The 19,496-nt window shown below is 38.0% G+C and carries 19 protein-coding genes; 18 read left to right on the forward strand and 1 reads right to left on the reverse strand.

Annotated features, from left to right (window positions below; all coding sequences use genetic code 11):
- Positions 1 to 17 precede the first annotated feature (17 nt).
- The 5 genes from P20652_RS10100 (at position 18) to P20652_RS10080 (ending at position 6,555) form a co-directional block, all read left to right on the forward strand.
- A complete protein-coding gene (locus P20652_RS10100) occupies positions 18 to 2,402 on the forward strand; it encodes a phosphoketolase (protein ID WP_202799044.1) in 2,385 nt (794 codons plus the stop codon).
- Between the two features lie 127 nt (positions 2,403 to 2,529).
- Positions 2,530 to 2,808, forward strand: a complete 279-nt coding sequence (locus P20652_RS10095) for a hypothetical protein (protein ID WP_008168387.1) — start codon at positions 2,530 to 2,532, stop codon at positions 2,806 to 2,808.
- Positions 2,809 to 2,953: 145 nt separating this feature from the next.
- Positions 2,954 to 5,122, forward strand: a complete 2,169-nt coding sequence (locus P20652_RS10090) for an LruC domain-containing protein (protein WP_008168389.1) — start codon at positions 2,954 to 2,956, stop codon at positions 5,120 to 5,122.
- A complete protein-coding gene (locus P20652_RS10085) occupies positions 5,122 to 5,574 on the forward strand; it encodes a hypothetical protein (protein ID WP_008168390.1) in 453 nt (150 codons plus the stop codon). The genes P20652_RS10090 and P20652_RS10085 overlap by 1 nt, the downstream gene beginning before the upstream one ends.
- Before the next feature lie 33 nt (positions 5,575 to 5,607).
- Positions 5,608 to 6,555 carry an endonuclease/exonuclease/phosphatase family protein gene (locus P20652_RS10080; protein ID WP_008168392.1) on the forward strand — a complete coding sequence of 316 codons (948 nt, stop codon included), beginning with the start codon at positions 5,608 to 5,610 and terminating at the stop codon, positions 6,553 to 6,555.
- A gap of 74 nt (positions 6,556 to 6,629) precedes the next feature.
- On the opposite strand, the gene P20652_RS10075 is transcribed toward P20652_RS10080, so the two are convergent.
- A complete protein-coding gene (locus P20652_RS10075) occupies positions 6,630 to 7,550 on the reverse strand; it encodes a glycosyltransferase family 2 protein (RefSeq protein ID WP_008168393.1) in 921 nt (306 codons plus the stop codon).
- A 205-nt stretch (positions 7,551 to 7,755) separates the two neighbouring features.
- Here P20652_RS10075 and P20652_RS20855 point away from each other — a divergent pair, with 205 nt between their 5' ends.
- The 13 genes from P20652_RS20855 (at position 7,756) to P20652_RS10040 (ending at position 19,496) form a co-directional block, all read left to right on the forward strand.
- Positions 7,756 to 8,424, forward strand: coding sequence for a glycosyltransferase (locus P20652_RS20855; protein WP_008168396.1), 669 nt, complete (start codon positions 7,756 to 7,758; stop codon positions 8,422 to 8,424).
- Positions 8,421 to 8,879: a glycosyltransferase gene (locus P20652_RS20860; RefSeq protein WP_008168399.1), complete on the forward strand. Its 459-nt coding sequence runs from the start codon at positions 8,421 to 8,423 to the stop codon at positions 8,877 to 8,879. Before P20652_RS20855 ends, P20652_RS20860 begins: the two co-directional genes overlap by 4 nt.
- Positions 8,880 to 8,918: 39 nt before the next feature.
- Positions 8,919 to 9,182, forward strand: coding sequence for an oligosaccharide flippase family protein (locus P20652_RS20865; RefSeq protein WP_008168401.1), 264 nt, complete (start codon positions 8,919 to 8,921; stop codon positions 9,180 to 9,182).
- A gap of 154 nt (positions 9,183 to 9,336) precedes the next feature.
- Positions 9,337 to 10,332 (forward strand): oligosaccharide translocase, encoded by a 996-nt coding sequence (locus P20652_RS10070; RefSeq protein ID WP_237707111.1) that lies wholly within the window; start codon positions 9,337 to 9,339, stop codon positions 10,330 to 10,332.
- Positions 10,325 to 11,677, forward strand: coding sequence for an O-antigen ligase (locus tag P20652_RS17965; protein ID WP_033017413.1), 1,353 nt, complete (start codon positions 10,325 to 10,327; stop codon positions 11,675 to 11,677). Before P20652_RS10070 ends, P20652_RS17965 begins: the two co-directional genes overlap by 8 nt.
- Positions 11,678 to 11,681: 4 nt before the next feature.
- Positions 11,682 to 12,389 carry an acyltransferase gene (locus P20652_RS10065; protein WP_033017414.1) on the forward strand — a complete coding sequence of 236 codons (708 nt, stop codon included), beginning with the start codon at positions 11,682 to 11,684 and terminating at the stop codon, positions 12,387 to 12,389.
- A gap of 1 nt (position 12,390) precedes the next feature.
- On the forward strand, positions 12,391 to 13,527 hold the full coding sequence (locus P20652_RS10060) for a glycosyltransferase (RefSeq protein WP_008168410.1): 1,137 nt from the start codon (positions 12,391 to 12,393) through the stop codon (positions 13,525 to 13,527).
- A 232-nt stretch (positions 13,528 to 13,759) separates the two neighbouring features.
- Positions 13,760 to 15,253, forward strand: coding sequence for a GNVR domain-containing protein (locus P20652_RS10055; protein WP_008168413.1), 1,494 nt, complete (start codon positions 13,760 to 13,762; stop codon positions 15,251 to 15,253).
- A gap of 1 nt (position 15,254) precedes the next feature.
- A complete protein-coding gene (locus P20652_RS17970) occupies positions 15,255 to 16,043 on the forward strand; it encodes a glycosyltransferase (RefSeq protein WP_008168414.1) in 789 nt (262 codons plus the stop codon).
- Between the two features lie 4 nt (positions 16,044 to 16,047).
- Complete coding sequence (locus P20652_RS20870; protein WP_237707114.1) at positions 16,048 to 16,332, forward strand: glycosyltransferase family 4 protein; 285 nt, start codon at positions 16,048 to 16,050, stop codon at positions 16,330 to 16,332.
- 36 nt (positions 16,333 to 16,368) lie between these two features.
- Complete coding sequence (locus tag P20652_RS10050; protein ID WP_033017415.1) at positions 16,369 to 18,147, forward strand: sugar transferase; 1,779 nt, start codon at positions 16,369 to 16,371, stop codon at positions 18,145 to 18,147.
- A 167-nt stretch (positions 18,148 to 18,314) separates the two neighbouring features.
- Positions 18,315 to 18,623 (forward strand): STAS domain-containing protein, encoded by a 309-nt coding sequence (locus P20652_RS10045; RefSeq protein ID WP_008168420.1) that lies wholly within the window; start codon positions 18,315 to 18,317, stop codon positions 18,621 to 18,623.
- A gap of 18 nt (positions 18,624 to 18,641) precedes the next feature.
- Entirely contained in the window at positions 18,642 to 19,496 is an 855-nt protein-coding gene (locus P20652_RS10040) for an OmpA family protein (protein WP_008168421.1), read from the forward strand.

Raw genomic sequence — 19,496 nt, forward strand, 5'->3', positions numbered from 1 at the left:
TTTTTGGATGCGACAAGATGGAAACCCTGCATATGATTCTTCCTTCATTAACATCAAAAGAATTAGAGTTAATTGACGCATACTGGCGTGCCACAAATTACCTGTCGGTAGGTCAAATTTATTTATGCGATAACCCACTTTTAGAGCGCCCACTGGTACTAAGTGATATTAAAAAAATGTTGCTTGGGCACTGGGGAACAACACCCGGGCAAAATTTTATTTATGCGCATTTAAATCGCGTTATTAAAATACACGATCTAAATATGATTTATGTATCTGGCCCAGGGCATGGCGGGCAAGCTATGGTTGCTAATACTTATCTTGAGGGCACCTACAGTGAAATTTACCCTGATATAAGCCAAGATAAAGCAGGTATGCAAAAACTGTTTTTGCAGTTTTCGTTTCCCGGTGGCATTCCTAGTCATGTGTCGCCCGAATGTCCGGGCTCGATTCATGAAGGTGGCGAGCTGGGCTATTCTTTGAGTCATTCGTTTGGAGCTGTATTTGATAATCCTGACTTAATAGTTGCTTGTGTGGTGGGTGATGGTGAGGCAGAAACAGGGCCTATTGCAACTGCATGGCATTCTAATAAGTTTCTTAATCCTATCAGTGACGGTGCTGTTCTCCCTATATTGCATTTGAATGGGTATAAAATTGCCAATCCTACCGTTTTAGCACGTATTACCCATGAAGAATTAGAGCAATTAATGTTCGGTTATGGCTGGAGCCCTATTTTTGTTGAAGGGCATGAGCCTGAGCTAATGCATCAGGCTATGGCTAAAGCACTTGATGTCGCAATACATCAAATAAAAAAAATAAAAAAAGAGGCTCTCGATAATAACGATCCAACTCGTCCACGTTGGCCAATGATTATCCTCATTTCACCTAAAGGGTGGACGGGTCCAAAGCTCGTAGATGGTTTCCAGATAGAGGGAACATCGCGTGCGCATCAAGTTCCTATTTCTAGCCCATCAGCTCATCCAGAACATTTGCAATTATTAGAAAGCTGGCTGCGTAGCTATCATCCAGAAACACTTTTCGATTTACAAGGGCGTTTATTACCAGAGCTTGCTGAATTGGCCCCAACGGGGAATCGCCGTATGGGGGCAAATCCTCATGCGAATGGTGGGTTGCTGCTAGAAGATTTACATATGCCTGATTTTCGTGATTATGCATGCGAAGTAACCTCTCCCGGTATACGAGGAATTGGTGATACCAGAGTTTTAGGTCCATTTTTGAGAGATATAGTTGAGCTTAATGACGAGCAACGTAATTTTAGAGTATTTGGGCCCGACGAAACGGTATCCAATGGTTTAGGTGCACTGTTAGAGGTAACAGATAGACAGTGGAATGCAGCAACCCATAGCAACGATGAGCAGCTTGCGCCTAGTGGCAGAGTAATGGAAATGCTGAGTGAACATCAATGCGAAGGTTGGCTTGAAGGGTATTTATTAACCGGCCGCCATGGTTTGTTTAATAGTTATGAAGCGTTTATTCATATTATTGACTCGATGTTTAATCAACATGCTAAATGGTTAAAAGTGACGGCAGGTTTACCATGGCGTAAAAAAATCGCTTCACTTAATTATTTACTGGCATCGCATGTATGGCGACAAGATCACAACGGTTTTACCCATCAAGATCCGGGTTTTATCGATCATGTCATTAATAAAAAAGCGGAAATTGTGCGCGTTTATTTACCGCCTGATGCTAACTGCTTGCTGTCGGTAATGGATCATTGTTTGCGAAGTCGTCACTACGTTAATGTTGTTATTGCAGGCAAGCATCCTGCGCCGCAATGGTTAGATATGGTGGCAGCTGTTAAACATTGCGAGGCAGGGATTGGCATTTGGCAATGGGCGGGTAATAGCGTAGATGCAACACCTGATGTGGTGATGGCTTGTTGTGGTGACGTGCCAACATTGGAAACAATGGCAGCCGTTATGATTTTACGCGAGCATTTTAGTAATCTTAAAATTCGGGTTGTTAATGTGGTTGATTTGATGCGTTTACAGCCTAATACCGAACATCCTCACGGGTTAATTGCAGAGGATTTTGACACTCTGTTTACTATTAATAAGCCGGTTATTTTTGCATTTCATGGCTACCCAACGCTTATTCATAGGCTTACGTACAAGCGTAATAATCATCATAATATTCATGTTCGCGGGTATAAAGAAGAGGGCACTATTACAACCGCTTTTGACATGACGGTATTAAACGAGATTGATCGTTTTCATTTAGTGTTAGACACACTGGAACGCCTGCCAAACTTGGGTACAAAAAGAGACGCACTAAAAAAACAGCTTGAAGAAAAGCTTGTTGAGCATAAAAAATATATTAATAAGCATGGGCAAGATCTCCCTGAAATTCGTAATTGGCAGTGGCATGCGCATCAATGAAATTTGTAGCTCAATCCACGATTAGTAAATTTGAAAATCTCGGTACAATTACCACTACACGCGGCAGCGCAATGAGCATCATGTAAGAGCAATTGCGCTCACGCCTACACAAGGACTTGCGCGTGGCATGGAAGTTGTTGACAGTGGCGGACCGTTACTTACCCCTGTTGCTAAAGGAACCTTATCGAGAATGTTTGATGTGTTTGGTAACACGCTTGATGGCGGTGATGAGCTTAAAGATGTTCCGTGGCGCTCTGTAAATAATAAGCCAGTGCCATTAACCGAACGGTCAACCCAATCAGAGGTTTTTGAAACCGGTATAAAAGTAATTGATGTGCTGGTACCGCTAGATCGTGGTGGCAATCTACCTGCTAAAATAAAATACAATTTTGCATTATGCAAATAAATAGATTGCAACATGCATTAAGCGTGCAATGCAAAATAGTTTATTTATATTTTTCAGTCGTTTAACTTTTGGAATGAAGCCTGCATTGATACTTACACTTAATCAATAGGGGCGAAATTATGAAACTAACGCAATTTGCCACAGCATGCCTAGTTTTTTTCCGTGTGCCGTGTACAGCCAACCATTTGAAACCTGTCCGAGTAAAGCTTTTTTAATACAGGACGCTAAAGCCCAACTTTATGGGATCGATTTAGTGTCTGCAAAACCAACCGTCTTATCGTCAGAGCTTACTTTTGAGAATGAAGTTAACAATGAAAGTGTAAATGCTGTCGGGTTTAATTATAAAGATCAGTATTTGTATGGTTTTAGTAAACAATTACCGAGTAGTGTTGTACAAATTGGCGAAAATTTTGAAATGAAGCGCATCAATGTACAAGGCTTACCTGTAACTAACTTTTACGTGGGTGATATTCAGGTGACTGGGGAGGGGGTAAGTCAGAGCGCGTCATACTATGTGTATCATCCAAACTTTGGTCTATACGCGATGAACTTAGATGGTGATTTAAATGCGCCGATTACTGCAAGCCGGCTTCCTAATACTAATACGTGGAGGCTGAGTATATTTGATTTTGCCTTTCATCCTACCAGTAATTTACTTTACGCAGTTGAGTCTAACGGTGACCTACATGAAATAGATATACTAACCAGTACCAGTAAGTTTATAACACAAGTCGATATTGGTGATGACACCGGTGCATTTGGCGCAGCTTATTTTGATATTAATGGGCAATTTTATTTTAGTAATAATAAAAGCGGTAAAATTCATAAAGTTGATTTAAGTATTAGCCCTGTTGTTGGCTACACCCCTGTTGCCAATGTATTTACCTCCGGCCCCAAATCAAGTCAAAACGATGGTGCGCGCTGTGCAATTGCTGATGTAAAAGTAACAGACAGCTCAATTGATTTTGGTGATGCACCAGCACCCTATAATACAAGTTTAGACAAAAGTGGCGCACGGCATTTATTTGACCCAACCAGCACTGGCAGTGATTTAATTTACTTAGGTGATTTGGTCGATGGCGAAAATATTAATACCGACGCAGATTTAATTAATACCCCAATTGATGCATCAGACGATGGAGTGAGTTTTGTAACGGCAATATCAGCTGGGCAAAACACTCAAATTATTGTTAACGCGTCAGCAGCGAGCTTTTTATATGCGTGGTTTGATTGGGATCAAAATGGCACTTTTAGTGAAGACGAGAGAATGATTACCAAGCTTGCAGTTAACCAAGGTGATAATAGTATTTTGGTTAGTGTGCCTAGTAATACCAAATCAGGTCAAACATGGGCGCGTTTTAGAGTAACAGATGGCACAGAGGCGTCACTTATTACTGCAACAGGTGGTGTGCTGGGCGGTGAGGTTGAAGATTATGAAATAACCACGTTCGCAAGTTCTGTATACCCGGGTGAAAACGATTGGGTAACTCTTGCCTATGAAGATAAATGGCCGTTTGCTGGTGATTACGATTTTAACGATTTAGTACTTAATTACAGAACTACCCAGTTAATAGAGGGGAGTAACGTTGTCGGTTATAAAATAGATGGGCAATTAATTGGTATTGGCGCAACGTACCACAATGGCTTTGCGGTCAGGTTAAAAGAGACCGTAGCGGGGAGTACCCGTACTATTTTTCGAGATGAAGTAGATGAAGATGCAATTGCGTTTGTGATTGATGGGCAGCTACAAAACGGCACTTATTTAGAAGCGGATAGAAACGAAGCCATATTAATATTTATGAAAGATACGTGGGCACATGTAGCTAAAGAGTCTGGCTGTAGTTATTTTAGAACAGAAGATAATTGCGATGAAAATGTAAAAGTAACATTTAGCATGACTATTCCTTTAAAAACCCCAAAAGCAAAAGCTGCATCGCCAGGAACACTCCTAGACCCATTTATTTTTGCCTCCGAGGGTTTTTATCATGGTGACTTTTTAGTCGATAAAGAAACAAGAGGTTGGGAAGTACATATTAAAAATCAGGCACCGACAGAAGCGTTTGACACGTCATTATTTAAGTATGCTGGCTCTGATGATGTCAGTGTGTCTGGCAATGGTTTGTATTTTTTAAGTGAAAACGGATTACCTTGGGCAATGGAGGTAGGTATGCAATGGTTACATCCGATTGAGGGCGTTGATATAACTGATGCATACAGCAGTTTTGCAGAGTTTGCACAGTCATCAGGTAAACAAAAACCGCAATGGTTTAACAATTACAGTATTAGTAATGTTGTTGTAAAAGGGGATCAATAATGAATAAGTCTATTGTCATTTTAGCATTATCGGTGGGTTTAACTGCTTGCGGCGGTGGGGACTCACAAGAAACCAAAGCACCGGCTGTAGCCACTGTATCCTCTTTGGCAGATACCAGTAAAGCAACTGGCTTGAGTGCAGTAAAAGTAGATGAGCAATTTAATCTCTCTACTAAGTATTCACTTGAACTCGATGTTGATTTAGGTCTTGGTGATGTAAGAGCGTATTTAAACGTATGTCAAAAGAAAGTCTCAGAACAGCGGGCAGATTATGATAATTGTATTTACAGAGGACCACTTAGTAATTCGATACTTGAAACACAGTTGGTATTGAGCAGGCAAGACATTGAGTTAATAGCCGAAATTTGGTTTTATGATACCTCAACCGCACCGCTTTTATACGCGTGGCAATATGAATCAACTGCAGAGCAGCAGCAATTTATAATGCGATAAACTTTTAATAAAACGGGAACAGGTTGGAAATTTATGTTTAAAACCTTAGGGTTCAATAGTTCGCAAAGTCTATTTTTGCGAATTATTTTTTTATCTGCAGCGCTGGTTTTTATTGCACTTGCATATAATCCATTAAATAATTTTTATGCAGATGTGTTTACCTCTTTGCGTATACAGTTATTATTTTTAGCGCTTGTATGTGGATTATTATTGCTAGCACTTAAATTATACAAAATAGGAGGTGGGGTGCTGCTAATCTGCGTGATTGGACTTGCTCCGCTTTTGTTTAGTTTTTCGAGCCCATCTTCTACTGATGGACGAGTGCTTACAGTTAAGCAAATAAACTTAAATTATAATAATAAAGACATTGAAACGCACTTATCAATATTATTACAGCAAAAATGGGATATAGTTATTTTACAAGAGTTTAGCGATAAAAACCGCAACCTCTTGAGTCGGTTTTTAACCACAACAGATATGTTTGGTTATGAAGAAGTTGAAGGTATTCCTTACGGTATTGTTGTTATATCACGCATACCTATGGTGTATAAGCATCAAATTAAATTAGATGCAGACAGATTAGGCTACCTCAAAATAAAGTTTTTGTTTGATGATAAGCTTTTAACGGCGTTTGTAGCTCATCCACCCTCACCACGCTCAAAACAGCATTGGCAAAATAGAAATACCTTACTGGCGGCATTAAATACAGCTGCGCACGAAGAGCAGAACCCGTGGATAATAGCTGGTGATTTAAATACCGTGCCTTGGTCTAGCTATTTTAATTGGTCTGACAGTAAAACATGTTTTGATAAGAGTCGTTATGTCAGTTTTATGCCATTTGAAAAAGGACGTTCTACTTTAACTGGGTTGCCTATTGATCATTGTATAATGAGCGAGAAAATCAGCTTACACAGATTAGAAGTTAATGACTTTAAAGGCAGCGATCATAAGATGCTGAGTTATGATTTAACTATAAATTAAAGGCTCTGAGTTAAACTCAGAGCCTTTAATAATATACTTTATATTTAAAGGTGTTTGCCTTTTTAAATCTTATGTTAAGAGAACTTTAAAGACTGTTTTATATCATGCACTAAGTGCTGAAAGTTACGTTTGTGAGGAAACAACATAAAAGCTGCTGTGGTTAAACATAGCGCTTTAAATTTAAACCCTAATTCACGGTAATATTCCCCATAACATTCACACATTCTAGCGCGAGCTTTGAGACGTGTTTTAACACCTATGTCATTTTTACACCGTTCGATAATTTGTTTCATCGCGTCTAATCTATTTTGTCTGTTCGCTGAAATGGAACCCGCCCTCATTAAATACCCCATAGATATTTGTTGAGAAAAAGCAACGTCGCCAATTCTGGCTAATTTTAACCAGCAATCCCAATCACTTGCGCTATTAAGTGAATTATCGAAATTACCGACATAGTTAATCGCAGATTTTTTTACTACGACGGATGACGTGCCTATCACGTTTGCAAATAACAATAAATCCATTGGAGATTTAAGGTTTTGATACCCCGTACACTCTCTATTTATACACGTTGAAAATTCAGGCCAATATGAAAAACAATCAATAATCGGTTCATATTGTTCATTCACATGCATATAATTTGTAAAACTGAGTACGCAGCGGCCATGTGTATTCATGTAGTTTATTTGATCAAATAGCTTGTCATCACTCCAATAGTCATCCGCATCTAAAAAGGCAATATACTCACCTTTAGCTTCTGCAATGGCTTTATTTCTTACACCAACCACCCCTGTATTTTGTTGCTTAATAACTCGAATATTAGGCAGCGTTTTTTTTACATTATCGAGCCATTCTATACTGCCATCGGTTGAACCATCATCGATTATGAGTATCTCGTAACTAATATTTTTTTGCCTAACAATGCTTGCTATTGCCTTAGCCAAATAGGGCTTACAGTTGTAATTAGGAATAATAATGCTTACTTCAATGCTCATTTTAGTCACCTTCGTGTTTTACAATGATGATAACTACGCAAGATAAGCGCCAATGATTTTAATGCTCCACAGCGCTGTTTTTCGTTTAATGGTTTGCATATTGCGATAGTTCTTCGCAAATTGAGTTTTAAACCCGTATTCATGCTGTTTTTCAGCGGGCATGGTTCTTGCGATGTAACAGATAAGTTTATCTGGAGTTTTTACTATGAAACATATTGGTATTGTCGTTCCAAGCTTCCACATTCCATCAGAGACGTTTGTTGTAACTGAAATTAATGCCCTTGTGAATGCAGGGCACAAAGTAAGTGTACTAACGTTCGAAAATTTAAATTACTGCGTAAATTTAAACAAAGATGTGCAAATTATTGTAATAAAAAAATCAACGCAACTGGCTATTAACGCTGCATTAAAAAGGCCACTAATGGCGTTAAAAAGCAGCTTTATAGCCAGTCAGTTTTCGTCTATTTCAGTCATGTCGTTAATGGGTTATGGGCTTAATATTGCTGAGATTATTCGCGTACGTAAAATTTCTCATATTCATTGTCACTTTATGCATGCGCCGCTTGCGTACTCCATTATTGCCAGCAAAATTGCCGGTGTGACCGTCTCCTCCATTGGTCATGGTCACGATGTATATGTAAATGATGCTGATTTAAAGCTTAAATTATCGTTATGTGATTTCTCAGTTGCAGTGTGCAAAGACATGGCAGTAAAGCTTAGTAAATACAGTACAGGTAAAATTCAGCTACTGCACTGCGGTATAGACTTGAGTTTATTTAACAATAAACCAAAGCGTTTAAGTGAATCGGTAAACCTTATTTTTGTTGGTCGATTAATTGAAAAAAAGGTCTGCAATTTTTATTACCTGCGATGAAAAAGTTAAGTAAAAAATACCCTATATCTTTAGATATAGTTGGTGATGGTCCTTTATTAAACGATTTAAAATACCTATGTGAAGAACTGGGAATTGTGAAAGAAGTGAATTTTTTAGGTGTAAAAAGTCCACAATGGCTATCAATAAACACCAGTAACTATTCCGCTTTAATCGCGCCATTTTGTGTATCTAAAAATGGCGATCGCGATACAGGTCCTATTGTATTAAAAGAGGCGATGGCTAGTGGTATTCCTGTATTGACAACTGAGTTGATGGGGGCAAAGGAAATTGTTAACGATTCAGTTGGATTAAAATGCGAGCCTTCGAGCATTTCGGGTCTTGAGAAGATGTTAATTGCGTTCTGTGAGCTAAACCCATATGAGCGACATGCCAAAGGGCTAAATGACAAAAAAAAGTCGTTGCTAAAAAAGTTTAATGCAAATTCTTCAAGCTAAAAAGCTTTCTCACTGGGTACAAAGCCTCTAGGTGTCATTATGAATGGAATTAAGCAAATCGCATACTTTGGTTTATCTACTTTATTTCTTAAAGTGTTAGGATTTGCTTTGTTACCTATTACTACACGTATTTTAACGCAAGCTGAGTTTGGTGAGTTAAATTTTTTAGTCTCAATATCGGCGGTCATGTCGTTGTTTTTGTGCTTAGGATTACCTGAGCTTCTGTTTAAGCAACAAATGAGCAATCCACAACAAAAACGCGCTCTATTTCGAGATGCACTGATTTTATGCGTCGTTTTTTAGTTGTATGTTTGTATGTATATTATTTTATTATATTGAGCCTTTTAGATCACTTCTTCCAGTCACATTAAATCCATTAGATATAAAACTGTTAGCGGTTAACTTGGCGCTATCGTCGGTGCTTTCAATATTGTTTTGCTATTTTAGATACTACGAAATGGCTAAGCAGTTTTGTATTTTAGCCGTACTTCAAGGCGCTGGCCAAACGCTCTTTACTTTGGTTTTACTTTATTTAGGGTATGGCGTTACAGGGGTTATGGCATCGGGCGTAGTATCAAGTACTGCAGTGCTATTTATTGCTTTATTGTTAGTTGTTAAACAGCTTGGTATTAGTTTTAAATTTATCTCATGGAATATAAGTTATAAAAATGGATTGTTTTTAATCAGTATTATTGCGTCTTCACTGTTTGTGTATGCAAATAATGGGGCTGAAAACTGGTTTATAGTGGCAAGTGAGGGGAAAGAAAAACTGGCTCAATATTATGTGGCTTTACAGTTTGCTGTAATGACCTCATTTACCTTTGAACCAATAAGAATGTGGTGGTTTTCTCGTCGCTTTAATGAGTTGGCCCAAAGCCGTAAGCGCTATGCGTATTTATGCGAGCTGTGCTTAGATATTGGCATTTTACTATGCGCATTAATGCTTATAGTTACTCCGCATGCGTTTAGTTTGGTGTTACCAATAGGGTATCAACTAAATACTTGGCTGTTGCCTAGCCTCATTTTTATTGTGGTTATTAAGCATCACAGCGATTTACTCAATATAGGTTGCTACACCCAATACAATGGGGTTTTTGTAACTGTCGTTAATGCAATTAGCGCATTGGTTGTATTGTTTTTGTTGGCTGTTTTAGTGCCTCGCTATAATGTGTTTGGGGTGGTTATTGCACTGGCGACTGCTCAGCTAATTAAAACCAGTTTACTTGTGATGATAAGCCAAAAACTTGAAAAGATACCATTGAGCGTAAAAAGTTTAGCCCCTAGCTGGGGGTGTTTTTTACTGATTTATATACTGAGCGTTTTTGATTTGGTGCAATATGTATTATGGCAAAGTGTTACGTTTATCAGTTTTATAGTTATTCTTTTTTATAAATACAAGCAAACAATTATGGCGCTTACCCAGCATTTAGTGCGGGGTAAAGTACATGATTAACTGGTACAAACAACATTGTTTAATAATAAATGGGTTTTTTGTAACCCTATTAACACTGATGCTGTATACGCTATTTGGTCCAATTGCGGCGTTTGCATTACTGCTGCTGCCATTTGCTGGATTTATTGCTATAAAAATCAGTACCGTGTTTATCATCCTATTTATCTTATTTAGTTACTTTAGGATACACGAAGTTTTTGTATTTTTAATGCCTCTCAAAATCCCAAAATTGCTCGCATTAGCTTCTTTGTTAGCAATTGCATGGCATTTATTTATCTCAAAATCATTAAAGCCTCACTGGAGCTCAACACATTTGGTGTTTGTAATTTGGTTTGCTTGGCTAACTGTGTGTGTATTTAGTGCAGCCAACAAAGCAATGGCAATTGAGTACTGGATTGGAGTGTTGGTTAAAGTGTTTATTATGGTGTTTGCTATTAGCTGGTGGCTTACGCGGTTCTCACATTTTAGCTTTGTACGCATGGGCATTATGATCTCTGGTATTACGGTCGCTTTAGTGGCTTTGAGTAATAAAATGAATGGTATAGGACTTGTGGAAGGCACGCGCGTGACAATTTCACGGGAGTATCGTTCACAGTTGGGTGATCCAAACGATTTGTCGTTAGTGCTCATGTTTCCTGTTTCATTTTTAGCCGCAGAGCTGTTTGATTCAGGGAGTAACAAATACCGTCGAATTTTTGCAGCAGTGGGATTGTTGTTAACTATTTCAGGGGTTATTGCTACGCAGAGCCGAGGAGGTTTGCTAGGAATTGCAGCTATTTTGAGCTTTTTCTTATATCAAAAAGTCAAAAACCCGATTGTTGTAGGTATGTGTGCAGCCGTCGCCATGGTGGCAATGATGGTATTTGCAGGCATTGGCGACAGACAAAGTGGTGGTGCTGTTGAAAGTGGCGTTGATGAGTCTGCTATGGGGCGTATTTATGCGTGGCACGCTGCAATTAATATGGCTCTTTCAAACCCATTAACGGGAGTAGGTGTTGATAATTTTTATGTGAATTATTATTTTTACAGCCCACATTGGGATGGCAAGAATCATGCAGTGCATAGTACATGGTTTCAGGTTTTAGGAGAGACTGGCTTTGTAGGCATAGGTATATTTGCACTTTTAATAGCCAGTATTTACCGTAGCCTTTCTAGAGTGTATTGCATTAATTCACTTAATTATAATGACCAAGTTGCTGTGAACGCGAATGCGTTAAAAGCAGGCTTAATAGGCTTTATGGTTGCAGGTACATTTTTAACGCAAGCATTTACTTGGCCGCTTTATATTATTTTAGCGCTTACTATTGCGCTTGAAAAAGTCACAATCGAAGGCAATAAGGAATAACACTATGATGGTACATGTTAAACATTGGCTTAAAAGTAGTCCTCATCCTTTTGCAAAGTCGCTATTTCATTTTGCAAAAAATATTCGCAATCCACAAATGGTGGTCATTCCGCTTGTTCATTCATCGCTTTATTTTATTCATCAATTTTTAAAGCAGTTTTGCCACGAACTGTTAAGAGTTGTTTATTACACACCGCTTTTTAAAAGCCAAATAAACGGCAGTAAAAAGCAACTTTTTTTGTATTCGGGTATGCCACAAGTACTCGGGCAGCTTAATATTGAATGCAGTAATAACGTGAGAATGTCAGGTATTTCTACATTTTGTGGGCGAGTAGGAGGATCAATTATCCCTTCATTAACAATAGGTAATAATGTTGATATTGGCTGGCAAAATGCATTTTCGGTAGGGCGAAATATTACCCTTGAAGATGACGTACGTTTAGCTGGGCGTGTTTTTTTAGCTGGCTTTCCTGGGCATCCGGTTGATTGTGAGCGCAGAGCTCAAGGCGAAAGTGATGACGAGTCTCAAATTGGCGATATTATCATTAAACGCGGAGCATGGTTAGGCACGGGGGTAACGGTGCTTGCGGGTGTCACAATTGGGGAGGGCGCCATTATTGGTGCAGGCAGTGTGGTGACCAAAAGTATTCCTGCTTTTACTATTGCAGCGGGCAATCCGGCCAAAGTAGTAAAAAACATAAAGGAGTCATAACATGAAATATATTGTTTTTGGTGAAGATTGGGCAAGTCACCCCAGTAGCACTCAGCATTTATTTGCGCAGCTGGCTAAAAATCACGAAATTCACTGGATAAATTCAATCGGGATGCGTAAGCCATGCTTTAAACGCAATGATTTAAAACGTGTATGGAGCAAGTTTAAGCAGTTTTTTAGTAAATCAACTAACACAGCAATTAAAACGCCACGTTCTATGCAGGTTTATAAATTACCGGTATTACCCTGGCATGATAACGCCTTGGTAATGCGTTTTAATAAGTGGGTTTTTTCTACGTGTTTTAAGCATGTTAACCGTGATGAACCTATTACCTATTGGCTAAGTGTTCCCACCGCAGAATACTTATTTACAAAACATGCTCACGATAAACTGATTTATTATTGCGGTGATGACTTTAACGCTCTTGCAGGTGTAGACGCTCGTTTAGTTGCACCATTTGAAAAAAACTTAATACACAAAGCCGATTTAATTTACGTTATAAGCCAATTTTTGATGAATAAAATGCCTAGCTATAAAACTAAAATGCTTAGCCATGGTGTGAGTTACGAGTTGTTTACTTCAAAAACAGATATAGCCTCTGAAATAAACACTCTAAACGGACCTATCATTGGTTTTTACGGCAGTATTAATGAGTGGCTTGATATTACGTTATTAATTGCACTGGTTGCACAAAGGCCCAATTATCAACTTGTGCTGGTGGGAGATATTGTTTCGTGCACATCAAAGCTGCTGCAATTTAAAAATGTGACGCATATACCGGCTGTAGATCATGAACGTTTAGTGAGTTTTGCTTCGCATTGGGATGTATCTATTTTACCGTTTGTAAACAACGAGCAAATTAGAGCGTGTGATCCACTAAAGCTAAAGGAATATTTAGCACTGGGGCTTCCCATCGTTGCTACGAAATTCCCCGCTGTTGTGCGATACGAATCAGACATTTATATCGCTAAAACACATGCCGAGTTTATTAGTAAGGTAGATGAGGCCATTGGGCTTAGTAAAAACCAATTATGTGCACTCAAACTATCACAGCAACGTTTAGCTCAAGGTCATAGCTGGGAGTCAAAAGCGTTGGCGGTTCAACACGATTTGTCTACTTTAAATCACGCCGTATAGTGTTGGCGTGATTACATTTTAAAAATACTCCAAAACATAGCTAAAGCTCAGTATGAACACTCAGTACAAAGCTAAAATATAACCTCAAAAAATAATCATACCCCATTAATCGTCATATTGGCGCGGCCTGTGCAACTCCCTTACTAAAGAACGATATTTGCAGTTTAAATTTTTATTTTGCAAAGAGTCGTTAAATTTCGCATAGCAATATGCAAATAAACGGGTAGGGATTATGTTAGTAAGAGAGCAAATTAAACGGCTACTTTATTTAACCTTGTATGCGATGTATACAAGGGCAAAGCTGTTTGTAATACCGCTTTTAATTATTCCTTCGGTGATTATTTTATTAGCGGCCACAGCGCAAAAACAATATACAAATCACGCGACTATTTTAATTGAAGAGTCTGCGTTACTTAACCCATACCTTGATGACCTATCTTTCTCTTTTGATTTATCAAATAGAATGGCGGCGCTTCGCACATTAGTTATAAGTAGAAAAGTACTCATAACAGTGGCAAAAGAAACGCAGTTAGTGCCAGAAAATGCGTCACCGGCAGAAATAGAAAAAATCCATCAAAAGCTATCGCAATCACTTACGCTGTCGTTGGTTGGAGATGAGCTTGTTCGGGTAAACTTTATTTGGCATGACCAATCAAAAATGAAATTAGTATTAGAAAAAGTAATCGAAAAGTTTATTGAACGTTTATTAGCCCCTACACGCGCATCATTAGATACCTCTGAGCAGTTTTTTTATCAACAACTGATGAGTCTGCGTGAAGAGCTTGAGCTTTCAGAAGAATCGTTAGCAATATTTAAAGCTAAAAATAGCAATACACTTCCTGCGGTATTAAATAGTAATCGTCAAACCTTTGATAAATTGTTGAGCGACCAACAGCAAAAGACCATTACTTTATCAGGTGCACAAGCAAAGCTTAAAGCACTGACAACTAAAATGGGACAAGCTAACCCAATTTTAGGTCGCATAGAGGAAAAAATTATTATTGCAGAGTCAGAATTGAGCTTTTTAAAAACACGCTATACCGAAAAGCACAGCAAGGTTATTTCTAAAAAACGCGAGCTGCAAAGTGTTCGTAACTCTCAGCAGTTATTGATTGAAAATGGCAAAAATTTAGATCCCACCAATATTGAGCAGTTATGGCAAATGGCAAACACCTTACCTAGCGGCAAAGATAACGAAAGCAGCGTACTTGTGTCACAAATTTTAAAATTAGAAGAGGCTAAAAATGCCGTGACTCAACATCAGCAAGAGTTCGAGATGCTTGAACAGCAAGTTAATACTTTGTCTGAAAGACTTTTAGTAACCAGTGATGTTGAAAAACAATTAAGAAAATTAGAGCGCGATTACGATGTTAAGCAGTCGCTTTATAAAGACATGTTAAGCCGCTACGAAATGGCGAAGGTAACAGGAAAGCTTGTGAAGTATGAAGGCCCCGATAAAGTAAAAACTATCGAGCGCGCATACAGCCCAACTCAACCAATTAACACGTCTTTAGTTGTATCAATCATTGTAGGCATCGTTTTAGGTCTATTCACAAGTAGCACCGTTGTGTTTGTTGCCACCTTATTTGATAGCCATCTAAAAGATATTCAAACCATAGAAAAAATATCTGCTTTAGAGGTCGTAACTATTTTACCCATTGTGAAAAACACACCCGTTGATTTGGTCTTTAACTCATCAATAAACTCTATTGAACAGGGGAAATAACATGAATGTACTGCATTTGGTTCAACATTTTAAAATAGGGGGCCTTGAAAAAATGGCCGTTACTTTGATTCAAAAAAGCCAATTTGCTGATTCCAGTGTGGTTGTGTCTCTTGAGGGAACGTTGAGTGAAGCAATCGAAGAGTGGCCTAAGTTAGCATTATTTCAACATCGGTTAATCTGTTTAAATAAGGCAGAAAAATTTGATTTAAACACGGTTAAAAAGCTTTCTAAAATCATTAAAAAGCACAACATAGACGTTATACATAGTCACCATATTGGCCCTATGCTTTATGCAGGTATAACGTGCTTAATAAACCGACACGTTAAACATGTGTCGACTATTCATGATGCGTGGTATTTAAAAGATTTTAAACAGCGCTTAATAACCAAAGTATTAAATAAATTAACCACAATACACTGGGTTGCCGATGCACAGGTTGTGGCCAGAGACTTTTATAATGAAACTGCAATCAAAGCAGATAAAACAATACTCAACGGTATTGATTTTAATAAGTTTATTTGTATTGACGAATCACAAGCGCGCAAACAGTTAAATTTGCCGCTGGATATTAATTTAGTTGGCTGTTCGGCCAGGTTAGAGCCTGGCAAAGGGCATTTTGCACTTTTGAGATTATTGTCCTCATTACCCGTTTACACAGAATTAGTGTTTGCAGGCAGTGGTAGCTTACACAATAGACTAGTTGAATACGCCACTGCACTTGGAATTTTAGAACGAGTACACTTTTTTAGGAAATGTACAAAAAATGCCGCTATTTTACTCCGCGATTAATGTTATGTGCCTGTATTCACAAAGAGAAGGATTGCCGTTGTCTATTTTAGAGTCAATGGCTTGTGGGAAAACTATAGTTGCCACAGACGTGGGCGGAATTAGTGAAGTACTTACTAGTGAACAAGGCGTTTTAGTAAAACCAGGGGATGAAACAGGGCTGAAAACTGCGCTTATAGAAGCAATGTATATTAAGCAAGGTGACTGTATACGAGAGCATATAATTTCAATTGCTAATGCAAAAAAAATGAGTGCACAGTACGACCATTTTTATAACGGTTTAACATCATAAGGAGAAAATAATGACTTTTTATTAATTATACTGGTGATGTTAATTGTACTTGTTGTCTATCATCATGTTGGATATGTAGCGTTGTTAACGCTTTTTAGTCGCCGTAGTTATAAGCGTTTTGTGTTTGCTAAAAACACAAAAGCGACCACGCGTTTTGGTATTTTAATTTGTGCTTACAATGAGCAAGCCCACATTAAAGAAAAACTGCATAACTTGGGCGCTATGCTTTACAACACACAAATGTATGCCATTCATGTTTATTTAGATGGTTGTACAGATAACACTTATGAAGAGGCTATGCTGGCTCAATCGCATTTAGCTAAGCAAAATGTAGTGTGTCATTTGCATTTTAATAAGCAAAATCGTGGTAAAGCGTATGGTATCAATGAGTTAATTAAATTAGCCAAACCAAATTACGATGTGTTGCTGTTTACAGATGTTAGTGCATTACTCAGTATTGATGTACTAAATAATATTGATGATGATTTTAAAGACACAAAAATTAATGTCATTACAGGCGTTTATATTTTAGATGATGAGGCAACAGCGGAGCAAAAACATTATTGGCAGTATCAAAATAATGTGAAAAGTATGGAGTCGTCACTCGGGGCTGTGATTGGTGTACCGGGCGCTATGTTTGCTATTCGTTCTGAGCACACTGATTTACTTGATGAAAACACAATTAATGATGACTTTATTCTTACTATGAATGCGTTAAAAGACGGTGGGAAAGCCGTGGTAAACGCCAATATTAATATTGTTGAAAGAGAATGTGATGAGCAGAGCCATGATTATGCAAGACGTGTAAGGCTCGGTGCAGGTAATTGGCAACAAATTAAACTACTTATAAAGTTATTAAGCCCTAAATTAGGGTGGGTTAGTTTTAATTTTATTTCGCATAAAGTGCTAAGGGGGGTGATGCCAATTTTGCTTGCCTTAATTTATAGCTTATTGCTTTGTATGTTGCTTTTTTCAAGTTTACTATTCCCCAAATTATTATGCGGTGCCATCGTGCTACTACATGGTATTGAACTGTGTAAAAAAGTATTTAAGATCTCGGTAAAAATCCCTATTGTAGATAAAGTAAATTACATTCTTAATGCCTATTTTTTAGCACTGTGGGGCATTATTAAATTTGAGCGAGGTGACTATAAAAAACATTGGCAACGAGTGCATGCTCGCAATAGTGAACAAAATGGTTCAATTAAAATCATTAAACGCTGCATTGATATTGTAGGCTCTGCGACGGGGTTAATTTTGTTGTCACCGGTTATGTTATTGGTTGCTGTAATGATAAAGCTTACCTCTCGAGGTCCGATATTATTTAACCAACTACGCGTAGGTGAAAGTAGTGATACTTTTGTAGCGTTGTTTGACGTGCTTAAATTTCGTTCTATGGTTGTTGATGCTGAGGTTAAAAGCGGTGCTGTGTGGGCTGTTAAAGATGATCCAAGAATAACTCCGATAGGCAAATTTATTCGTAAAACCCGATTAGATGAATTACCACAACTGTGGAATGTGCTTATGGGGGATATGTCGCTTATTGGCCCTCGGCCAGAGCGGCCAGTGTTTTATTCAAAGCTTGAGAAGGATATCCCTTATTTTTCACAGCGCACATACGGTATTAAACCGGGTATATCTGGGCTTGCGCAAGTTATGAACGGCTACGATGAAAGCATTGATGATGCAAGAAACAAAATAGGGTGGGATTATGCGTATATGTTGAGCACTTCATCACCACGCAGTTGGTGTTACATGGAGCTGACAATATTTTTTAAAACCTTAGTTGTTATATTCACTGGCAAAGGGCAATAATTGTTTTTGCATAATGCAATAGTACTCCCAGTACTCAGTTGCATTATGCTTTATTTTTCTCTCAACATTCTTCAATAAAATTAAAATTCATTAATTATCAATAATTTAAAGTTGGATCGTTTCTTGTAATAGTTATATTGAAATTAATTATTTAACAGGTAACGACCATGATAAATTTAGCCAATGCACAAGCGCATAAAATAGTATCACTTCCTAATGACTTTTCAGGGTTTGCAGTTGATGGATTTAAAGATGAGTTTGAAGGGTTAGTTGATACGGACACTGATTTTATTATTTTAGACTTTTCAAAAACTGAGTTTATAGATTCATCAGGTATTGGTGCCGTTGTATTCCTTTACAAAAGAATCGAGAAAAAAAGCCACAAATTATCTTTGCTCAATGTAACAGGGCAGCCCTTTAAATTAATGAATTTGCTTAGAGTGGATAAAACCATTCCATTTATTGATTCAATTTAACGGTATAAGGAGAGGGATATGAAAGCACACATTTTTATAATCATATCGTTGCTTTTAAGTGGGTGTGCTTCTTGGCCTGATGAAGGACAAGGAGGTTGGGCAGAAAAGTACCAAAATTATCCTTTGGAAGATGATCAAAGAGATAATAATTTCACACAACCAGAAGATGTAGTAAGAAGTGAATTTGAACATCTTGTTTTAAAACTAGAGCTTTTAAAGTCACAAGATATTAAAGCGTGTATGCCAGCTCAGCTTTTAAGGGCGCAAATATATGAAAACCGTATTCGCAGGCTTATTGGTGCACAAATGTGGGAAGACGCAGAACATGATTTACTTATTCATTATCATGGGCTTAATCAGTTAACAAACCACTTTGATACGGTTCAAAAGCTGACTCAATGTGCTGTTGTTAAATCCTCAAAACCGGCTTTGTTTTCGGTTAAAAAGCAAGTTACTGATTTACTCAATAGTGATAATCAATTTGCATTTAAAGCGTTTGAGATCACACCTAAATATGCCGTAAGACTCGCACAAGCTGCCGATTTAGCTAAGCAACTAGAGAGTATTTCAATTTTGTTAGTCGGGCATACGGACTCTGTAGGTGAAATGAGCAGTAACTATGAGCTTGCTCTAAAAAGAGCTGAAACAGTTAAACATTGGCTCGTTGTTTATGGAGTGCCGGTGCAAAATATTACAACGCTTACACAAGGTAGTTTAAAACCATATAGCGAGCAGCCTAAAACCGATAGCGTGCGACATTCTGATAGACGTGTAGAGGCAATTATACTGGACGCTAACAATAATAATTTACAAGATAACAAAGCTAAATCGCTTGTTAATTGGACCAAAATTATTAAAAGCAAACAGGAGTAA

The sequence above is a fragment of the Pseudoalteromonas sp. BSi20652 genome (genome assembly GCF_000239855.1).
Classification (GTDB): Bacteria; Pseudomonadota; Gammaproteobacteria; order Enterobacterales; family Alteromonadaceae; genus Pseudoalteromonas.

Bases quoted from the DNA above. Each gene is read 5' to 3' on its own strand.
- P20652_RS20865 (WP_008168401.1), top strand. From the start codon at position 8,919: ATGAATGGAATTAAGCAAATCGCATACTTTGGTTTATCTACTTTATTT.
- P20652_RS10075 (WP_008168393.1), bottom strand. From the start codon at position 7,550: ATGAGCATTGAAGTAAGCATTATTATTCCTAATTACAACTGTAAGCCC.
- P20652_RS20855 (WP_008168396.1), top strand. From the start codon at position 7,756: ATGAAACATATTGGTATTGTCGTTCCAAGCTTCCACATTCCATCAGAG.
- P20652_RS10080 (WP_008168392.1), top strand. From the start codon at position 5,608: ATGTTTAAAACCTTAGGGTTCAATAGTTCGCAAAGTCTATTTTTGCGA.
- P20652_RS10070 (WP_237707111.1), top strand. From the start codon at position 9,337: ATGGCTAAGCAGTTTTGTATTTTAGCCGTACTTCAAGGCGCTGGCCAA.
- P20652_RS10050 (WP_033017415.1), top strand. From the start codon at position 16,369: ATGTTAATTGTACTTGTTGTCTATCATCATGTTGGATATGTAGCGTTG.
- P20652_RS10040 (WP_008168421.1), top strand. From the start codon at position 18,642: ATGAAAGCACACATTTTTATAATCATATCGTTGCTTTTAAGTGGGTGT.
- P20652_RS10090 (WP_008168389.1), top strand. From the start codon at position 2,954: ATGCCTAGTTTTTTTCCGTGTGCCGTGTACAGCCAACCATTTGAAACC.
- P20652_RS10085 (WP_008168390.1), top strand. From the start codon at position 5,122: ATGAATAAGTCTATTGTCATTTTAGCATTATCGGTGGGTTTAACTGCT.
- P20652_RS10095 (WP_008168387.1), top strand. From the start codon at position 2,530: ATGGAAGTTGTTGACAGTGGCGGACCGTTACTTACCCCTGTTGCTAAA.
- P20652_RS10060 (WP_008168410.1), top strand. From the start codon at position 12,391: ATGAAATATATTGTTTTTGGTGAAGATTGGGCAAGTCACCCCAGTAGC.
- P20652_RS10100 (WP_202799044.1), top strand. From the start codon at position 18: ATGGAAACCCTGCATATGATTCTTCCTTCATTAACATCAAAAGAATTA.
- P20652_RS10055 (WP_008168413.1), top strand. From the start codon at position 13,760: ATGTTAGTAAGAGAGCAAATTAAACGGCTACTTTATTTAACCTTGTAT.
- P20652_RS17970 (WP_008168414.1), top strand. From the start codon at position 15,255: ATGAATGTACTGCATTTGGTTCAACATTTTAAAATAGGGGGCCTTGAA.
- P20652_RS20860 (WP_008168399.1), top strand. From the start codon at position 8,421: ATGAAAAAGTTAAGTAAAAAATACCCTATATCTTTAGATATAGTTGGT.
- P20652_RS17965 (WP_033017413.1), top strand. From the start codon at position 10,325: ATGATTAACTGGTACAAACAACATTGTTTAATAATAAATGGGTTTTTT.
- P20652_RS10065 (WP_033017414.1), top strand. From the start codon at position 11,682: ATGATGGTACATGTTAAACATTGGCTTAAAAGTAGTCCTCATCCTTTT.
- P20652_RS10045 (WP_008168420.1), top strand. From the start codon at position 18,315: ATGATAAATTTAGCCAATGCACAAGCGCATAAAATAGTATCACTTCCT.
- P20652_RS20870 (WP_237707114.1), top strand. From the start codon at position 16,048: ATGTGCCTGTATTCACAAAGAGAAGGATTGCCGTTGTCTATTTTAGAG.